General features: G+C 70.2%; 15 protein-coding genes. 9 read left to right on the top strand and 6 right to left on the bottom strand.

Annotated elements, in window-relative coordinates:
* The first annotated feature begins 87 nt into the window (after positions 1-87).
* Complete coding sequence (locus ACE3TA_RS02385) at positions 88-1,182, top strand: nitroreductase family protein (RefSeq protein ID WP_374570097.1); 1,095 nt, start codon at positions 88-90, stop codon at positions 1,180-1,182.
* Here the strand turns inward: ACE3TA_RS02385 and ilvD are convergent, their stop codons facing one another.
* Positions 1,183-3,033 carry a dihydroxy-acid dehydratase gene (gene ilvD, locus ACE3TA_RS02390; RefSeq protein ID WP_374570098.1) on the bottom strand — a complete coding sequence of 617 codons (1,851 nt, stop codon included), beginning with the start codon at positions 3,031-3,033 and terminating at the stop codon, positions 1,183-1,185.
* Positions 3,034-3,148: 115 nt separating this feature from the next.
* On the opposite strand from ilvD, the gene ACE3TA_RS02395 reads away from it, so the two are divergent.
* The 8 genes from ACE3TA_RS02395 to der all read left to right on the top strand — a co-directional run bounded on the left by ACE3TA_RS02395 (position 3,149) and on the right by der (position 10,105).
* A complete protein-coding gene (locus tag ACE3TA_RS02395) occupies positions 3,149-3,505 on the top strand; it encodes an ArsC family reductase (protein ID WP_374570099.1) in 357 nt (118 codons plus the stop codon).
* A 232-nt stretch (positions 3,506-3,737) separates the two neighbouring features.
* Positions 3,738-4,733: a hypothetical protein gene (locus ACE3TA_RS02400; RefSeq protein WP_374570100.1), complete on the top strand. Its 996-nt coding sequence runs from the start codon at positions 3,738-3,740 to the stop codon at positions 4,731-4,733.
* Positions 4,734-4,905: 172 nt separating this feature from the next.
* Positions 4,906-5,286, top strand: a complete 381-nt coding sequence (locus tag ACE3TA_RS02405; protein WP_374570101.1) for a DUF6249 domain-containing protein — start codon at positions 4,906-4,908, stop codon at positions 5,284-5,286.
* A 25-nt stretch (positions 5,287-5,311) separates the two neighbouring features.
* Positions 5,312-5,896: an RNA polymerase sigma factor gene (locus tag ACE3TA_RS02410; RefSeq protein ID WP_374570103.1), complete on the top strand. Its 585-nt coding sequence runs from the start codon at positions 5,312-5,314 to the stop codon at positions 5,894-5,896.
* Entirely contained in the window at positions 5,889-6,269 is a 381-nt protein-coding gene (locus ACE3TA_RS02415) for a hypothetical protein (RefSeq protein ID WP_374570105.1), read from the top strand. The genes ACE3TA_RS02410 and ACE3TA_RS02415 overlap by 8 nt, the downstream gene beginning before the upstream one ends.
* A 92-nt stretch (positions 6,270-6,361) precedes the next feature.
* Positions 6,362-7,117 (top strand): tetratricopeptide repeat protein, encoded by a 756-nt coding sequence (locus ACE3TA_RS02420; protein ID WP_374570106.1) that lies wholly within the window; start codon positions 6,362-6,364, stop codon positions 7,115-7,117.
* Between the two features lie 5 nt (positions 7,118-7,122).
* On the top strand, positions 7,123-8,499 hold the full coding sequence (locus ACE3TA_RS02425) for a PQQ-binding-like beta-propeller repeat protein (protein ID WP_374570107.1): 1,377 nt from the start codon (positions 7,123-7,125) through the stop codon (positions 8,497-8,499).
* A gap of 19 nt (positions 8,500-8,518) precedes the next feature.
* Positions 8,519-10,105, top strand: coding sequence for a ribosome biogenesis GTPase Der (gene der, locus ACE3TA_RS02430; RefSeq protein WP_374570108.1), 1,587 nt, complete (start codon positions 8,519-8,521; stop codon positions 10,103-10,105).
* On the opposite strand, the gene ACE3TA_RS02435 is transcribed toward der, so the two are convergent.
* From ACE3TA_RS02435 to radA, 5 genes are read right to left on the bottom strand one after another with little or no spacing between them, the layout of a single operon-like run.
* A complete protein-coding gene (locus ACE3TA_RS02435) occupies positions 10,053-10,802 on the bottom strand; it encodes an SDR family NAD(P)-dependent oxidoreductase (protein ID WP_374570109.1) in 750 nt (249 codons plus the stop codon). The genes der and ACE3TA_RS02435 overlap by 53 nt on opposite strands.
* A gap of 11 nt (positions 10,803-10,813) precedes the next feature.
* Positions 10,814-11,809: a bile acid:sodium symporter family protein gene (locus ACE3TA_RS02440; RefSeq protein ID WP_374570110.1), complete on the bottom strand. Its 996-nt coding sequence runs from the start codon at positions 11,807-11,809 to the stop codon at positions 10,814-10,816.
* Complete coding sequence (purF, locus tag ACE3TA_RS02445; RefSeq protein ID WP_374570112.1) at positions 11,806-13,332, bottom strand: amidophosphoribosyltransferase; 1,527 nt, start codon at positions 13,330-13,332, stop codon at positions 11,806-11,808. Before purF ends, ACE3TA_RS02440 begins: the two co-directional genes overlap by 4 nt.
* On the bottom strand, positions 13,329-13,937 hold the full coding sequence (locus ACE3TA_RS02450) for a CvpA family protein (protein WP_374570113.1): 609 nt from the start codon (positions 13,935-13,937) through the stop codon (positions 13,329-13,331). Before ACE3TA_RS02450 ends, purF begins: the two co-directional genes overlap by 4 nt.
* A gap of 5 nt (positions 13,938-13,942) precedes the next feature.
* On the bottom strand, positions 13,943-15,310 hold the full coding sequence (gene radA / locus ACE3TA_RS02455; protein WP_374570114.1) for a DNA repair protein RadA: 1,368 nt from the start codon (positions 15,308-15,310) through the stop codon (positions 13,943-13,945).
* Positions 15,311-15,379 lie beyond the last annotated feature (69 nt).

Genomic DNA, 15,379 nt, shown 5'->3' on the forward strand with positions numbered 1-15,379 from the left:
TTTCGACGGCCCGTTCGCATCGGCGGTTGCGAGGCGCGGCGGCCGGCGGCCTAATGGGCCCCGATGATGGCGCGGGGGCGTGGAGCGATGGTCGGTCGTCGCGAGGTCCTGATCGGCGGCGGGGCGGCAGCCCTCCTGGGCGGGGGCGCCTATCTGGGCGTGCGCGACTACGGGTCGATGGCGGCCTACGACCAGGCCGTGGCGCGCATCAGGGCGGCGATGTCCGCCCGGCCGGACACCCGCGAACTGGTCCGCTACGCGACGCTCGCGCCCAACGGGCACAACACCCAGCCCTGGCGGTTCCGGCCCGAGGCCGGCCACATCGACATCCTGCCCGACCTTTCGCGCCGCACGCCGGTCGTCGATCCCGACGACCACCATCTGTTCGTCAGCCTGGGCTGCGCGGCCGAGACCCTGGCCATCGCGGCGGCGGCGCGGGGGCGGGGCGGGGAGGTGAGCTTCCAGGCCGACGACGGCGGCGGCGTGCGCTTCACGTCGGGAAACGGCCGGGCCGGGCAGACCGCGCTGTTCGACGCCATCGTCCGGCGCCAGTCGACGCGGGCCGACTACGACGGCCGCCCGCTCGCCGCCGGGGACGTGCGCCGGCTGGCGCAGGCGGCGGCGACGCCGGGCGTCGACATCGTCTTCATCACCGATCGGCCGCAGCTCGATCGCCTCGGCGAACTGGTGGCCGCCGGGAATTCGGCGCAGATCGCCGATCCGGCCTTCCGGCGCGAGCTGCGCTCGTGGCTCAGGTTCAGCCCCCGCCATGCGATGGAGACCGCCGACGGCCTGTTCAGCGCCTCGAGCGGAAATCCGACGGCGCCGGAATGGCTTGGGCCGACGATGTTCGACCTCTTCTTCAAGGCTGAGACCGAGAACGAGCGCTATCGGCGCCAGATCCGCTCGTCCGCGGGCGTCGTGGTCTTCGTCGCCGAACAGGCCGATCCCGAGCACTGGACGCTGGCGGGCCGGGCCTGCCAGCGCTTCGCCCTGCAGGCCACGGCGATGGGGCTGAAGCAGGCGTTCATCAACCAGCCGGTCGAGGTCGCGGCGCTGCGGCCGGAGCTCGCCAAGCTGGTCGGCCTGCCCGGGCGGCGTCCCGACATCGTCATGCGGTTCGGCTACGGCCCGCAGACGCCCTATTCGGCGCGGCGCCCGCCCGAGGCCGTCATCGTCTGATCAGCGCCGTTGCTGGTCCACGTCGCGCACCGCGCCGCGGGCGGCGCTGGTGGTGAAGGCGGCGTAGGCCTTCAGCGCGGCGGAGATCTTGCGCTCGCGCTTGGCCGGCTTCCAGGCGGCCTCGCCCTTGGCCTCCATGGCGGCCTTGCGCTGCGCCAGCACCTCGTCGGACACGTTCAGACGGATCGTGCGGTTGGGGATGTCGATCTCGATGAGGTCGCCGTCCTCGACCAGGGCGATCAGCCCGCCTTCGGCCGCCTCGGGGGAGACGTGGCCGATGGACAGGCCGGAGGTGCCGCCGGAGAAGCGGCCGTCGGTGATCAGGGCGCACGCCTTGCCCAGGCCCTTCGACTTCAGATAGCTCGTCGGATAGAGCATCTCCTGCATGCCGGGGCCGCCGCGCGGGCCTTCGTAGCGGATGACCACCACGTCGCCGGCCGTGACCGAGCCGTTGAGGATGCCGCTGACCGCCGCCTCCTGGCTCTCATAGACCTTCGCCGGGCCGGAGAACTTCAGGATGCTGTCGTCGACGCCGGCGGTCTTCACGATGCAGCCGTCCAGGGCGATGTTCCCCTTCAGCACCGCCAGGCCGCCGTCCTTGGAGAAGGCGTGCTCGATGTCGCGGATGACGCCGCCCTCGCGGTCCAGGTCCAGCTCGTCCCAGCGGCGGTTCTGGCTGAAGGCCGTCTGGCTGGGCACGCCGCCGGGGGCGGCGCGATAGAAGGTCTGCACCGCCTCGCTGTTGGCGCGGCGCACGTCCCAGCGGGCCAGGGCGTCGCCAAGGGTCGCGCTGTGCACGGTGGGCGTGTCGGTGTGGATCAGGCCGCCGCGTTCCAGCTCGCCGAGGATCGCCATGATGCCGCCGGCGCGGTGGACGTCCTCCATGTGCACGTCGGACTTGGCCGGCGCGACCTTGGACAGGCACGGCACGCGCCGCGACAGCCGGTCGATGTCCTCCATGGTGAAGTCGACCTGGGCCTCCTGGGCGGCGGCCAGCAGGTGCAGCACCGTGTTGGTCGACCCGCCCATGGCGATGTCCAGGCTCATGGCGTTCTCGAAGGCCGCGAAGCTCGCCACCTTGCGCGGCAGCACGCTCTCGTCGTCCTGCTCGTAGTAGCGCTTGACGATGTCGACGATCAGGTGTCCGGCTTCCAGGAACAGGCGCTCGCGATCGGCGTGGGTGGCCAAGGTCGAGCCGTTGCCCGGCAGCGACAGGCCGAGCGCCTCGGTCAGGCAGTTCATGGAGTTGGCCGTGAACATGCCCGAGCAGGAGCCGCAGGTCGGGCAGGCCGAACGCTCGATCGAGGCGACCTCTTCGTCGCTGACCTTGTCGTCGGCGGCCGCGACCATGGCGTCGATCAGGTCGAGGGCCACTTCCTTGCCCTTCAGGATCACCTTGCCGGCCTCCATCGGCCCGCCGGAGACGAAGACGCTGGGGATGTTGAGCCGCAGCGAGGCCATCAGCATGCCGGGCGTGATCTTGTCGCAGTTGGAGATGCAGACCATGCCGTCCACGCAGTGGGCGTTGGCCATGTACTCCACGCTGTCGGCGATCAGCTCGCGCGAGGGCAGGCTGTAGAGCATGCCGTCGTGGCCCATGGCGATGCCGTCGTCCACGGCGATGGTGTTGAACTCCTTGGCCACGCCGCCGGCGCGCTCGATCTCGCGAGCGACAAGCTGGCCCAGGTCCTTCAGGTGCACGTGGCCGGGCACGAACTGGGTGAAGGAGTTCACTACCGCGATGATCGGCTTGCCGAAGTCGGAATCCTTCATGCCCGTGGCGCGCCAGAGTCCGCGGGCGCCGGCCATGTTGCGGCCATGGGTGGAGGTTCGGGAACGGTAAGCGGGCATGACGTGTCTCTGCTCGGCGATGGACGCGGCGCGAACGGTTCGCAGCCGGGATGGCGGTAGCGCCTAAGGGCGACTATGTCACCAACCTCAAGCCAATATTGTGGGAGCCGCCGCCGTGTCCAAGCCCGTCACCATCTATGGCATCAAGGCGTGCGACACGATGAAGAAGGCCCGCGACTGGCTGGACGGCCACGGCGTGGCCTACGCCTTCCACGACTACAAGACCGCCGGGATCGACCGGGCGCGGCTGGAGGCCTGGGTGAGGGCGCTCGGCTGGGAGCCGCTGCTCAACAAGGCGGGCACGACCTTCCGCAAGCTGCCGGACGAGGCCAAGCAGGGGATCGACGCGGACAAGGCGATCGAGCTGATGCTGGCCCAGCCCTCGATGATCAAGCGCCCGGTGCTGGATCTGGGCGACCGGCTGCTGGTGGGGTTCAAGCCCGACGCCTACGCCGCCGCGGTCCGGGGTTGAGGCGGCCGCCGGCGGCGACGGGCCATATGTCGCACGTCCGGACGGCGTCCGCTTAAGCCGCCCTTATCCAAACCATGGTCGTATCGACGCGCGCCTTCGACGGCGCGTGCGCGCCGACGGGGCCGGGCCCCGCATGCGTTCAGCGATGCGGCGCGCCGCCGCCCATCACCGACCCGCGGGGGCTGGGCGTCGCAGCCGGCTCGGCGATCTTCCGCTCGCGGAAAGGGACGGCATGTCGACGACCAGCATGGAGACCGTCGCCGAGACCGCCCGGATGATCCGGGATGGGCGGGTGCTGCTGCTGGCGGGGGACGAGGCGCTGCTGTCGGCGCTGCCGGCGGGCCGCTGGATCGGCGGCACGGCGGTCAATTTCATCTCCGCAGAGGGCGGCGCCACCGAGCGCGGGCGCATCCTCGTGACCGACATCACCGAACATGCCCGCGACGTGCGGATCCGCACCTACGACCTCGCCACGCTCAAGGACATCGGCGCGAACTATCCGGACGGCGGCTTCACCGTGGTGATCGTGCCGGGCCTGAGCGAGGCGCACGCGGCGTTCGCCAAGGACGTGCAGACCTACGAGGGGGTGTTCAACGCCCCGCTGGTCGGCTGGATCTCCGGCGTGGACCTCTCCGAGATCGGCCAGCGCACGCCCAAGTGCTTCGCCGGAGACGGCGCGCCGCTGGACGCCCAGGCGGTGGCCATGCACGTGACGCTCCCGGCTGGACAGATCGCATATGTGGACATCGTCAATCTGTTCACCCAGGGCGAAGGCGAGGCGATCGTGTTCGACGCCGACGGCTTCAGCGCCGAGGGCGAGTGCCAGATCGGCTGCGCGCCGGCGAACCTGGCGGCCTACATCGCCGAGCGCGGGCTCGACATCAAGCTGCCGCTGGTGGCCGACTACAACGACGCGATGATCAACGTCTCGATCCAGGCGGTCGACGAAGAGGCCGGGCGCGTGGACTTCTACGCGCCGGTCTTCAAGGGGGTCGAATACCGCTTCGCCAAGCCGGTCGACGACTACGTGGGCGCGTTCGCCCGCCAGTCGCGCGAAAAGGAGCTCGGCCGCGTGGCGTTCTCCTGCAACTGCATCCTCAACTACGAATACGCGGGGCTGGAAGGCAAGAAGACCGGCTCGTTCGTCGGGCCGGTGACCTTCGGCGAGATCGCCTACATGCTAGTCAACCAGACCCTGGCGTTCCTGGCGATCGACAAGATCGCCTAGCCGGGGCCGGCCGGCGCGGGACTGGCGGCCTGGGGGCTGGCGCCGGAGTGGGCGGGTCTGCGAACATGACGAACATTTCATGGCGCCCGACGCATCCATAAAGCCTACTCAGCGCCTCAATAGGGCACAGGACGGGCGAAAGGGCCCGCAAGTCTGAGAAAAGGAAAACGCCATGGAGGCGGTGCTGATCGTTCTGATCGTGTTTGGATCCATCGCATCATTGTTCATCGTGCCGAGCTACCTGCGAAGCCAGGAGCGGCAGAAGCTGCAGGACACGCTCCGCGCGGCGATCGAGAAGGGGCAGACGCTGCCGCCGGAAGTGATCGAGGCGATGAGCTCGCACGTGAAGCTGAAGCCGCCGCCGTCGCCGCAGCGTGACATGCGCACGGGCGTCATCTGGCTGTTCGTCGCCCTGGGCGTGGCGGCGTTCGGCTGGGTGCTGGGATTCGCCGAGCCCGACGCGACCTTCCCGATGCTCGCCATCGCCACGTTCCCGGGCTTCATCGGCGCCGCCTTCATCGTCATCGCCCTGATCGGGCGTCGCAAGTCCTAGGCGCCGCGCGGAGGGGGGTAAGCCCATGAGGGGCGCCCAAAAACAGACATTCACCAGCCTGCACGACGTGGAGTTGGCCGCCCAGGCCGCCACGGGCGAGCATCGGGCCTTCGGTGAACTGGTGCGACGCCACGGATCGTCGGTGAGGGGCCTGCTGCGCCGCATGGGCGCGGCGGAGGCCGAAGCCGACGACGTGGCCCAGGACGCCTTCCTGACGGCGTTCGAACGCATCGCGGAATTTCGCGGGGAAGGGGCCTTCTCCGCCTGGGTTCGGCGGATCGCCGCGCGCGGCTATCTGCGCAAGTTGCAGAAGGAGCGCCGGTTGCGCGCGCTTACGAGCGAGGCGGAGGACCCGCCCGACACGGGACATGAGGGGGCCGCGGCCGGCCGGATCGACCTGGACGGGGCGCTGAAGAGCCTCAGCGCGCCGGAGCGCCTGTGCGTGTCGATGTGCTACGGCGCGGGCCTGTCGCACGCCGAGGCGGCCGAAGCCTTGAACCTGCCGCTTGGAACGGTCAAATCCCATGTCAAACGTGGTTTGGATAGGCTCAGAACGCGACTGGCGCCTGCTCAAGACGTCGCTGGGGAAGGGAGGCGCGAAAATGGCTGAAGTCGATTTCGAACGCGCCCTGGAGCGGATGTTCATGGACGCGCCGCCGCTCGCCGATTCCGAGGCGTTCGCCGCGCGGATCGGGCGGCGGCTCGACCGCGGCTGGATGATCCGGCGGCTGATGATCGGCGGCGCCGGCCTGGTCGGCGGGGTGATCGGCGTGAGCCAGCTTGTCCTGTCCCGCTTCGTCGACCGGCTGGAGACGGCCTCGGAGGGTTCGGCCCGGGTGATCAGCGCCAGTTGGAGCCAGGTGGCGCCCAAGGCCGGCCTTCTGGCGTCCACGCCGGTGGGCTCGCCGATCGTCTGGGCGGCCATCGGTCTGGCGCTGCTGGCGCTGGGCTTCGTGGTGAGCCGGCTGATCGACGAATTCTAGGGATGCGTCCGCGCCGCCTCGGCGTTGCGGCGCGGAGCCATGCACTATAGGTTCGCCGCCCATTCAAACGCCCGAGCGCGGAGTCCCCATTCGTGACCGATCTGTTCGAAGAGGTCGAAGAGCAGCTTCGCTCCGACCGCTACAAAACGCTTGCGTTGAAGATCGGACCCTGGGTGGCCGGGCTGCTGGTGCTCGCCCTGGTCGCGGCCCTGGGGGTCTGGGGCTGGCAGAGCTACACCGCGCGCGCCGACGCCAAGGCCTCCGAGGAATACGCCAAGGCCATGGACGCCTACGGCCAGGGCAAGAAGGACGAAGCCTTCAAGCTGTGGGGCGAAGTCGCCCAGTCGCCGTCCAAGGGCTACAAGAGCCTGGCCCTGATGCAGCAGGGCGGGGTGCTGCTGTCCGACGGCAAGACGGACGAGGCGATCAAGCTGTTCGACGCCGCCGCCGAGGCCGCGCCAACCTTGCTGATCGGTGACGCGGCCCGCCTCAAATCCGCCTTCGCCCTGCTCGACACCGCTTCCCTGAAGGACATGGAGGCGCGCCTGACGCCGCTGACCGATGACGGCCGGCCCTATCGGGCCCAGGCGCGCGAGGCGCTGGCCTTCGCCAAGCTGATGGCGGGGGACCTGACCGGCGCGCGCGGCGACTTCAGCGTGATCGAGCAGATGATCGACGCGCCCGACGGCGCGCGCCAACGCGCCGGCGCCGCCATCGAACTGATCGATTCCGGCGGGGCCAAGGCCTTGCCCGCCGTGGTCAAGGCCGCCGCCGCCCTGCCGCCCCCGGCCCCAGCACCCGCCGCCGGCGCGCTCGCGCCGCAACAAGAAGCCCCCGGTTCCAAATGAGCTCCATGCGTCGCTTCACACTGGCCGTCGCCCTCGTGTCCCTCGCCCTGGCGGCGGGGGGCTGCTCGACGGTCAAGCGGATCAACCCGTTCCACGGCCCGAAGGGACCGTCGGAGGTCGCCGGGGACGGCCAGCGCATCTCGATCGTGGCCGACGACGAGAAGGTCGAGGTCGCCGAGGGCCTGAAGGGCGCCGACTTCTTCCTGCCGGAGCCGACGGCGCTGGCCGACTGGCCGCTGCCGGGCGGCACGCTCTCGCAGTCCGTGGCTCATGTGGACGCCGGCCACAGCCTGTCCGTCGCCTGGCGGCGCGGCTTCGGCGAGGCCTCCAAGCGCGGCAAGGAAATCACCGCGCCGCCGGTGATGGCGGCCGGCAAGGTCTTCGTGATGGACGGCGAGGCGACCGTCTCGGCGATCAACGCCTCCAACGGCGAGGTGGTCTGGCGCAAGGACCTGCGGCCGTCGAACAAGCGCGACCGCGAAGCCTTCGGCGGCGGCCTGGCGTTCGCCGACGGCAAGCTCTACGTCACCTCCGGCTACCGCTTCGCCGCGCGCCTGGACGCCAACTCCGGCGCGGTCGAATGGAAGAAGGCCACGGACGAGCCGATCCACGCCGCGCCCACCGTCGCGTCCGGCGTGGTGATGGCCGTGTCCATCGACAACACCCTTCTGACCTTCAACGCGGAAACCGGCGATCCGGGCTGGAACTACCAGGCCCTGTCCGAGCCCGCGCGCATCCTGGCCGCCTCCAGCCCGGCGGTGTCGGGCGACACGGTGGTGGCCTCGTTCGGGTCGGGCGAACTGGTGGCCCTGCGCGTGGCCAACGGCATCGACCTGTGGAGCGAGACCCTGTCGCGGGCGAACCGCTCCAACGCCCTGTCGGAGATTCGCGACATTCCCGGCCGGCCGGTGATCTATGAAGGCGACGTCTTCGCCGTCAGCCACTCCGGCGTGTTCGCCGTCACCGACCTTCGCACCGGCTCCACCCGCTGGACCCTGCCGATCGCCGGCATCACCAGCCCCTGGGTCGCCGGCGACGTGGTCTACGTCGTCTCGCGCGACGGCAAGGTCTACTGCGTGGCCCGCGAGAGCGGACAGGTCTACTGGATCAAGGATCTCAACGCGGGCCTGCCTGTGACCAAGAAGCGGGCGTTCGGCCTGTTCGGCAAGAAGGTGGTGCGCCCGGTGTGGTCGAGCCCGCTCCTGGCCTCCAACCGGCTGATCATCGGCTCCAGCGCCGGCCAGCTCGTCGCGCTGAACCCGAAGACCGGCGAGATCGAGAAGAGCGAGAACATCGGCGCGCCGGTGCTGATCGGTCCGATCGCGGCGGGCGGGATGATCTACATCGCCACCGACAAGGCTCAGCTCGTCGCCCTGAAATAGGGGCGACGGAAGGACTCCCATGCCGCTGAAGATAGCGATCGTCGGGCGTCCCAACGTCGGCAAGTCGACCCTGTTCAACCGGCTGGCCGGCAAGAAGCTGGCCATCGTCGACGACCGGCCGGGGGTGACCCGCGACCGGCGCTTCGGCACGGGGCGGCTGGGCGACCTGGACCTGGAGCTGATCGACACCGCCGGCTTCGAGGACGTCACCGACGAAAGCCTGGAATCGCGCATGCGCGCCCAGACCGTGCGGGCGATCGAGGAGGCCGACGTGGCGCTCTTCGTCGTCGACGCGCGCGAGGGGGTGACGCCGCTTGACGAGGTGTTCGCCGAAATCCTGCGCAAGCACGACAAGCCGGTGATCCTGGCCGCCAACAAGGCCGAGGGCAAAGCCTCCGACGCCGGGGTGATGGAGGCCTTCGGCCTGGGGCTGGGCGAGCCGGTGGCGATCTCGGCCGAGCACGGCGAAGGCATGGCCGATCTCTTCGCCGCCGTGGCCGCCGTGGCGCCCGCCGACGACGAGGAGGCCGAGGACGAGGCCGACAAGCCGGTGCGCATCGCCATCGTCGGGCGACCGAACGCGGGCAAGTCGACCCTGGTCAACCGGCTGATCGGCGAGGACCGGCTGCTGACCGGCCCCGAGGCCGGCATCACCCGCGACGCCATTCCCGTGGACTGGACCTGGGAAGGCCGGCCCGTGCGCCTGGTGGACACCGCCGGCTTGCGCCGCAAGGCGCGCGTGCAGGAGAAGCTGGAGAAGCTCTCCACCGCCGACACCATCCGGGCGATCACCTTCGCCGAGGTGGTGATCCTGGTGATGGACGCCACCCATCCGTTCGAGATCCAGGACCTGCAGATCGCCGACCTGGTGGAGCGGGAAGGGCGGGGGCTCGTCTTCTGCCTAGCCAAGTGGGACCTGGTGGAAGAGCCGGGCCAGCGGCTGAAAGAGGTGATCGAACAGGCCGAGCGGATGCTGCCGCAGCTTCGCGGCGCCCCGGTGATCGCGCTCTCGGCCGAGACCGGCCGCCACCTGGACCGGCTGATGCCGGCGGTCTTCAAGGTGCATGACGACTGGTCGACCAAGGTGAAGACCCGCGACCTGAACGACTGGCTGCAGATGGCCATCCAGCGCCATCCGCCGCCGGCGGTGAACGGCCGGCGGGTGAAGCCCAAGTACATGGCCCAGACCAAGGCGCGGCCGCCGACGTTCGTGCTGTTCGCCAGCCGGGCCGACCAGTTGCCCGACCACTACCGGCGCTATCTGATCAATTCGCTGCGCGAGAGCTTCGACCTGCCGGGCGTGCCCATGCGCCTGACCGTCAAGTCGAACAAGAACCCCTACGCCGAAGGGGAGGCCAAGGGCGGCCCGGCCCCGGTGTCGGCGCCGTCGTTCGCGCCGAAGATCGGTCCCAAGGCGCGCCAGCCCAAGGGCGTCGCCGCCGCGCGCGCCAAGGCGGCCGGCGCGGTGAGCGCCGCGGCGCCAGCCAAGGCGAAGGCCAAGAAGCCGACAGGTTCGCCGAAGGGACGGGCGGCCAAGCTCGCCCGCCCGGGGGTCAAGCCGAAGCGAGCGTCCCGGCCGACTTCCAGGCCGAAAAGCTCACGTTGACCTTGGGCAGGCCGAGCTCGGCCTGCGCCAGCTCCACGATCAGGGGGCCGATCTCGTCCGGATGAGGCAGGGTCATCGGGTCTTCGCCCGGCATGGCCTCGGCCCGCATCTTGGTGCGCATCTGGCCGGGGTCGACCAGGGCGGCGCGGATCTGGGTGTTCTCCAGCTCGTCGGCCCAGGTGCGCACGATGTGCTCCATCCCCGCCTTGGAGGCGCCGTAGGCCCCCCAGAAGGCGCGGGGGCGCTCGACGCGGCCGGTGGTGATGAAGATCGCCCGCCCGGCGTCGGAAACCCGCAGCAGGCGTTCGACGGAGCGGATCAGCCGGTAGGTCGCCGTCAGGTTCACCGCCATCACCCGGTCCCACATGGCCGGCTCGATGTGGCTGACCGGCGTGAGCAGGCCCAGGATCGCGCCGGCGTGGACCAGCACGTCCAGCTTGCCGAAGCGCTGGTGGATGGCCAGGCCCAGGTGGTCGAGCCCCTCGGGCTCGCCCAGGTCCAGCGGCACGAGGGTGGCCGAGGCGCCGGTGGCGGCGCGAATCTCGTCGTCCAGTTCCTCGAGGGCGCCTTGGGTGCGCGCGGTGGCGATCACGTGCGCGCCGGCTTTGGCCAGCGCCATGGCGCTGGCGCGGCCGATGCCGCGCGAGGCGCCGGTGACCAGGGCGATCTTGCCCTGAAGCGGAAGGTCGGTGCTCATGGGCGGGTCTTCTAGCGGGTCTCGGCGGGGCTGTCCGCCCGCTTCGCATAGGCCTGGGCGATCGTGGCGCAGGCCATCAACTGGATCTGGTGGAAGATCATGATCGGCAGCAGCATCAGGCCGAGCGTCGCGCCAGGAAACAGCACGCCCGCCATGGGCACGCCGCTGGCCAGGCTCTTCTTGGAGCCGCAGAAGACGATGGTGATCTCGTCCTCCTTGGCGAAGCCGAAGGTGCGGGCGGCCCAGAGGGTGAAGCCCAGCACCACGGCCAGCATGAAGCCGCACAGCAGCAGCAGGCGCAGCAGGTCCAATGCGCTGACCTGGCGCCAGATGCCGCCCACCACGGCCTCGCTGAACGCCGAATAGACCACCAGCAGGATCGAGCCGCGGTCGGCGTAGGAGAGCAGCTTGGCCTTATTGGCCACCCAGCCGCCGATCAGCGGGCGCAGGAGCTGGCCGGCGACGAAGGGCACCAGGAGCTGGACGACGATCGACTGCGCCGAATGCAGGGAAAGGCCGCCGTGGGCGTTCATCAGCAGGCCGGCCAGCACCGGCGTCAGCAGGATGCCCAGCAGGTTCGAGGCGGTGGCCGAGGCGATGGTGGCCGCCACGTTGCCCCGGGCGATGGCCGTGAAGCCGATCGAGGACTGGATGGTCGACGGCAGGCAGCTGAGGAACACGATCCCCGGCGCCAGGGCCATCGGCGTGATGACGGAAGGCAGGGCCGCCATGCCCAGGCCCAGCAGCGGGAAGACGCCGAAGGTGGTCGCCAGCACCAGCAGGTGCAGGCGCCAGTGGGTCACGCCCCGGATCACCGCCTCGCGCGACAGCTTGGCGCCGTGCAGGAAGAAGACGAAAGCGATGGCGATCTTGGTGGCGACCTTGAAGACAGGCTCGGCCGCGCCCTGCGCGGGCAGGACGCTCGCCAGCGCCACCATGCTGACGATCAGGACGATGTACCAGTCTGGTCTCAGCCGCGTGAGCCAGCCCGCGGGCTTGGCGCTCACGCGTCCACGAGGAACGACAGCTGCCGGTCGGCGGAGTCGTTGCGGCCCAGGGCGATTTCGCGGTCCAAGAGGCGGGTGGGGTAGTCGCCGGTGAAGTAGTGGTCGGTGAACTGCGGCTCGACCGGATCGCGCGGGTCGGAGTCCATCGCCCAGTAGAGGCCGTCCACCGAGAGATAGCCCATGGAGTCCACCTCCAGGATCTTGGCGATCTCCTCCACCGAATGGTTGGCGGCGAGCAGCTTGTCGCGGTCGGGCATGTCGATCCCGTAGAAGTCAGGCCACTTGATGGGCGGGGAGGCCGAGCGCAGGTGGACCTCCGCCGCGCCGGCTTCGCGCACCATGCGCACGACCCGCACCGAGTTGGTGCCGCGCACGATGGAATCGTCGATCAGCATCACCCGCTTGCCCGCCAGGACGGCGCGGTTGGGCGACAGCTTCATGCGCACGCCCAGTTCGCGGGCGCCCTGGGTGGGCTGGATGAAGGTGCGGCCGACGTAGTGGTTGCGGATGATTCCCATCTCGAACGGCACGCCGATCTCTTGCGAGAAGCCCAGGGCGGCCGGCACGCCGGAATCGGGGACCGGCACGATCACATCCACGTCCGCCGGGCTTTCCTGGGCCAGGCGCTGGCCCATGCGCTTGCGCACCTCGTAGACCGAGCGGCCGTTCACCACCGAATCCGGCCGGGCGAAGTAGACGTATTCGAAGATGCAGGGCCGCGCGCGGGCGGCGGGGAAGGGGCGAAGGCTCTCCACGCCGCTGTGGTCGATCACCACCATCTCGCCGTGCTCGACGTCGCGCACGAAGCGCGCGCCGATCATCTCCAGGGCGCAGGTCTCCGACGCCAGCACGGCCTTGCCGTCCAGGTCGCCCAGCACCAGCGGGCGGATGCCCAGCGGGTCGCGCACGCCGATCAGCTTCTTGTTGGTGATCGCCACCAGGGCGTAGCCGCCCTCGATCTGGCTGAGCGCCTCGATGAAGCGCTCGACGAAGCGGGCCTTCCGCGAGCGGGCCAGGAGGTGAAGGATCACCTCGGAGTCCGAGGTGGACTGGAAGATCGCCCCGTCGGCCACGAGCTGCTCGCGCAGGGTCAGGAAGTTGGTGAGGTTGCCGTTGTGGGCCAGGGCCACGCCCCCGGCCTCCAGGTCGGCGAACATCGGCTGGACGTTGCGCACGAAGCTGCCGCCGGCGGTGGAGTAGCGGGTGTGGCCGATGGCGGCGCGGCCGGGCAGGCGGTCGACCAGGTCCGGCCCGGTGAAGGCGTCGCCCACATGGCCCATGTGCCGCTCGGTGTGGAACCGCTGGCCGTCGAAGCTGGCGATGCCGCAAGCCTCCTGGCCGCGGTGCTGCAGCGCGTGCAGGCCGAGCGCCGTGATCGCGGCGGCCTCGGCGATGTCGAACGCGCCGAACACGCCGCACTCCAGGCGGGGCGTATCGTCGTCCGGGTCACGCGTCGGCGGGGTCCATCGCTCGCTGGGGCCGGCCCAATGTCGGCCGAAACGCGTGTCCAGGACGTCGTTCATCGGGATTTCTCCACCAGATCGTCGATGACGCTTCGATCGTGGGCGTCATAGCCATTGTCGGATGCGGAATCGCCCTTGCCGTCACGGACGGCGTCAGCGATTGCGGGCTTGAGCTTACCAGCCATGTCAAGTCCCTTCGGCGCGAAGGCTTTCAGCACCCGAGCAGCGCCCGCGGTCAAGGGATAAAGCGCCGCACCCGAGATCCATTGGGGCACGCGCTCAGGCGGCGTGGCGGCGTTGAACGCCAGATTGAAGGCGCCGAGCACCACCAGGGCGCGCAGCAGGCCGAAGCCCAGGCCGATCGAACGGTCGAGGAAGCTCAGCCCTTCGGTGTCCTGAATCTTCTTGGCCAGCATCCCGCCCAGCAGGCGCAGGACGATATAGACCACCACGAAGACGGCCAGCATGGCGCCGACGTTGCCCATCCAGTCCGGATGGATGGCGTGGCGGGCGATCGGGCCGGTGTAGCGCAGGGCGTAGACGCAGGCGAAGGCGGCGAGCACCAGGGCCAGCACGGTGACCATCTCGCGCGTCGCGCCGCGGACGAACCCGGCGATCCCCGACACCACCAGCAGCGACAGGGCGATGATGTCGAACAGAGTCACCGGGCCTAGTCCCAATCACCGTCGCCGATGCGGCGGATGGCGTCGGCCAGACGGGCCGCGCCGCAAACCTTGATCACGCCGCCGCCTTCCAGGTCCCGCGGAGCGAGCGCACGGCGAAAGCCCAGCTTGGCGGCCTCTTTCACGCGCGCATCCATCCGGCTGACGGGCCGGATGTCGCCAGACAGGCTGACTTCGCCGAACACGACACAATCCTGCGGCAGGGCCTGATCCAGGGCCGAGGAGGCGAGCGCCGCCGCCGCCGCCAGGTCCGCCGCCGGCTCGCTGATCCGCAGGCCGCCGGCGACGTTCAAATAAACGTCACGGTCGCCAAAGCCAAGGCCGCAACGGGCCTCCAGCACGGCCAGAACCATGGCCAGGCGGCCGGAATCCCAGCCCACCACCGCGCGCCGGGGCGTGCCGTACGCCGATGGCGCGACCAGCGCCTGGAATTCCACCAGAACGGGCCGTGAGCCCTCGATGCCGGCGAACACGGCCGCCCCCGCCGCGCGCTCGCCGGAGGTGTCCAGGAACAGGGCCGAGGGGTTCTTCACCTCGGCGAGGCCGGCGTCGCCCATCTCGAACACGCCGATCTCGTCGGTGGCGCCGAAGCGGTTCTTGGCCCCGCGCAGCACGCGGAAGGGATAGCCCCGCTCGCCCTCGAAGGAGAGCACGGCGTCGACGATGTGCTCGATCACCCGGGGGCCGGCGATGGTCCCTTCTTTGGTGACGTGGCCGACCAGGATCACGGCCAGGCCGCGCTTCTTGGCCAGGCGCACCAGTTCGCCCGCGGCGGCGCGCACCTGGGTCACCGAGCCTGGGCCGGCGTCGTGGGCGTCGCTCCACAGGGTCTGGATGGAATCGATGATCACCAGGTCGAAGGGCTCATGCTTCAGCCCGTCGAGGATCGTGCGCAGGGAGGTTTCGGCGGCCAGCTTCACCGGCGCGTCGGCCAGGCCCATCCGCTGGGCGCGGGCGCGCACCTGTTCGATCGCCTCCTCGCCGGAGATGTAGGCGCAGCGCGCGCCGCGCCGGGCCGCCTCGCCGACCACCTGCAAGAGCAGCGTCGACTTGCCGACGCCGGGGTCGCCGCCGAGGAGGATCGCCGAGCCGGGCACCACGCCGCCGCCGCAGACGCGGTCGAACTCGTCCACGCCGGTGCAGATTCGGGGCGGGGCGGGCGTGGCGTCGGCCAGGCCCTCGAAGGAAAGACCGCGGGCGCGCGAGGCGCGGCTCGGCGCCATCGCGCCGGGGGGCCGCGCCTGCACTTCCTCGACCAGGGTGTTCCACGCCGAGCAGGCCGGGCACTGGCCGGACCACTTGGATTGGGCGGCGCCGCAGGACTGGCAGACATAGACGGCGCCGTCACGGGCCATGGGAGCTCCTGATTCGGGAATGCGGGGATTCTAGCGCCCGCGGGCCGGCGCGTCCGGCGTGCGCTCGAC

The sequence above is a fragment of the Phenylobacterium sp. genome (genome assembly GCF_041916435.1).
Taxonomy (GTDB): domain Bacteria; phylum Pseudomonadota; class Alphaproteobacteria; order Caulobacterales; family Caulobacteraceae; genus Phenylobacterium.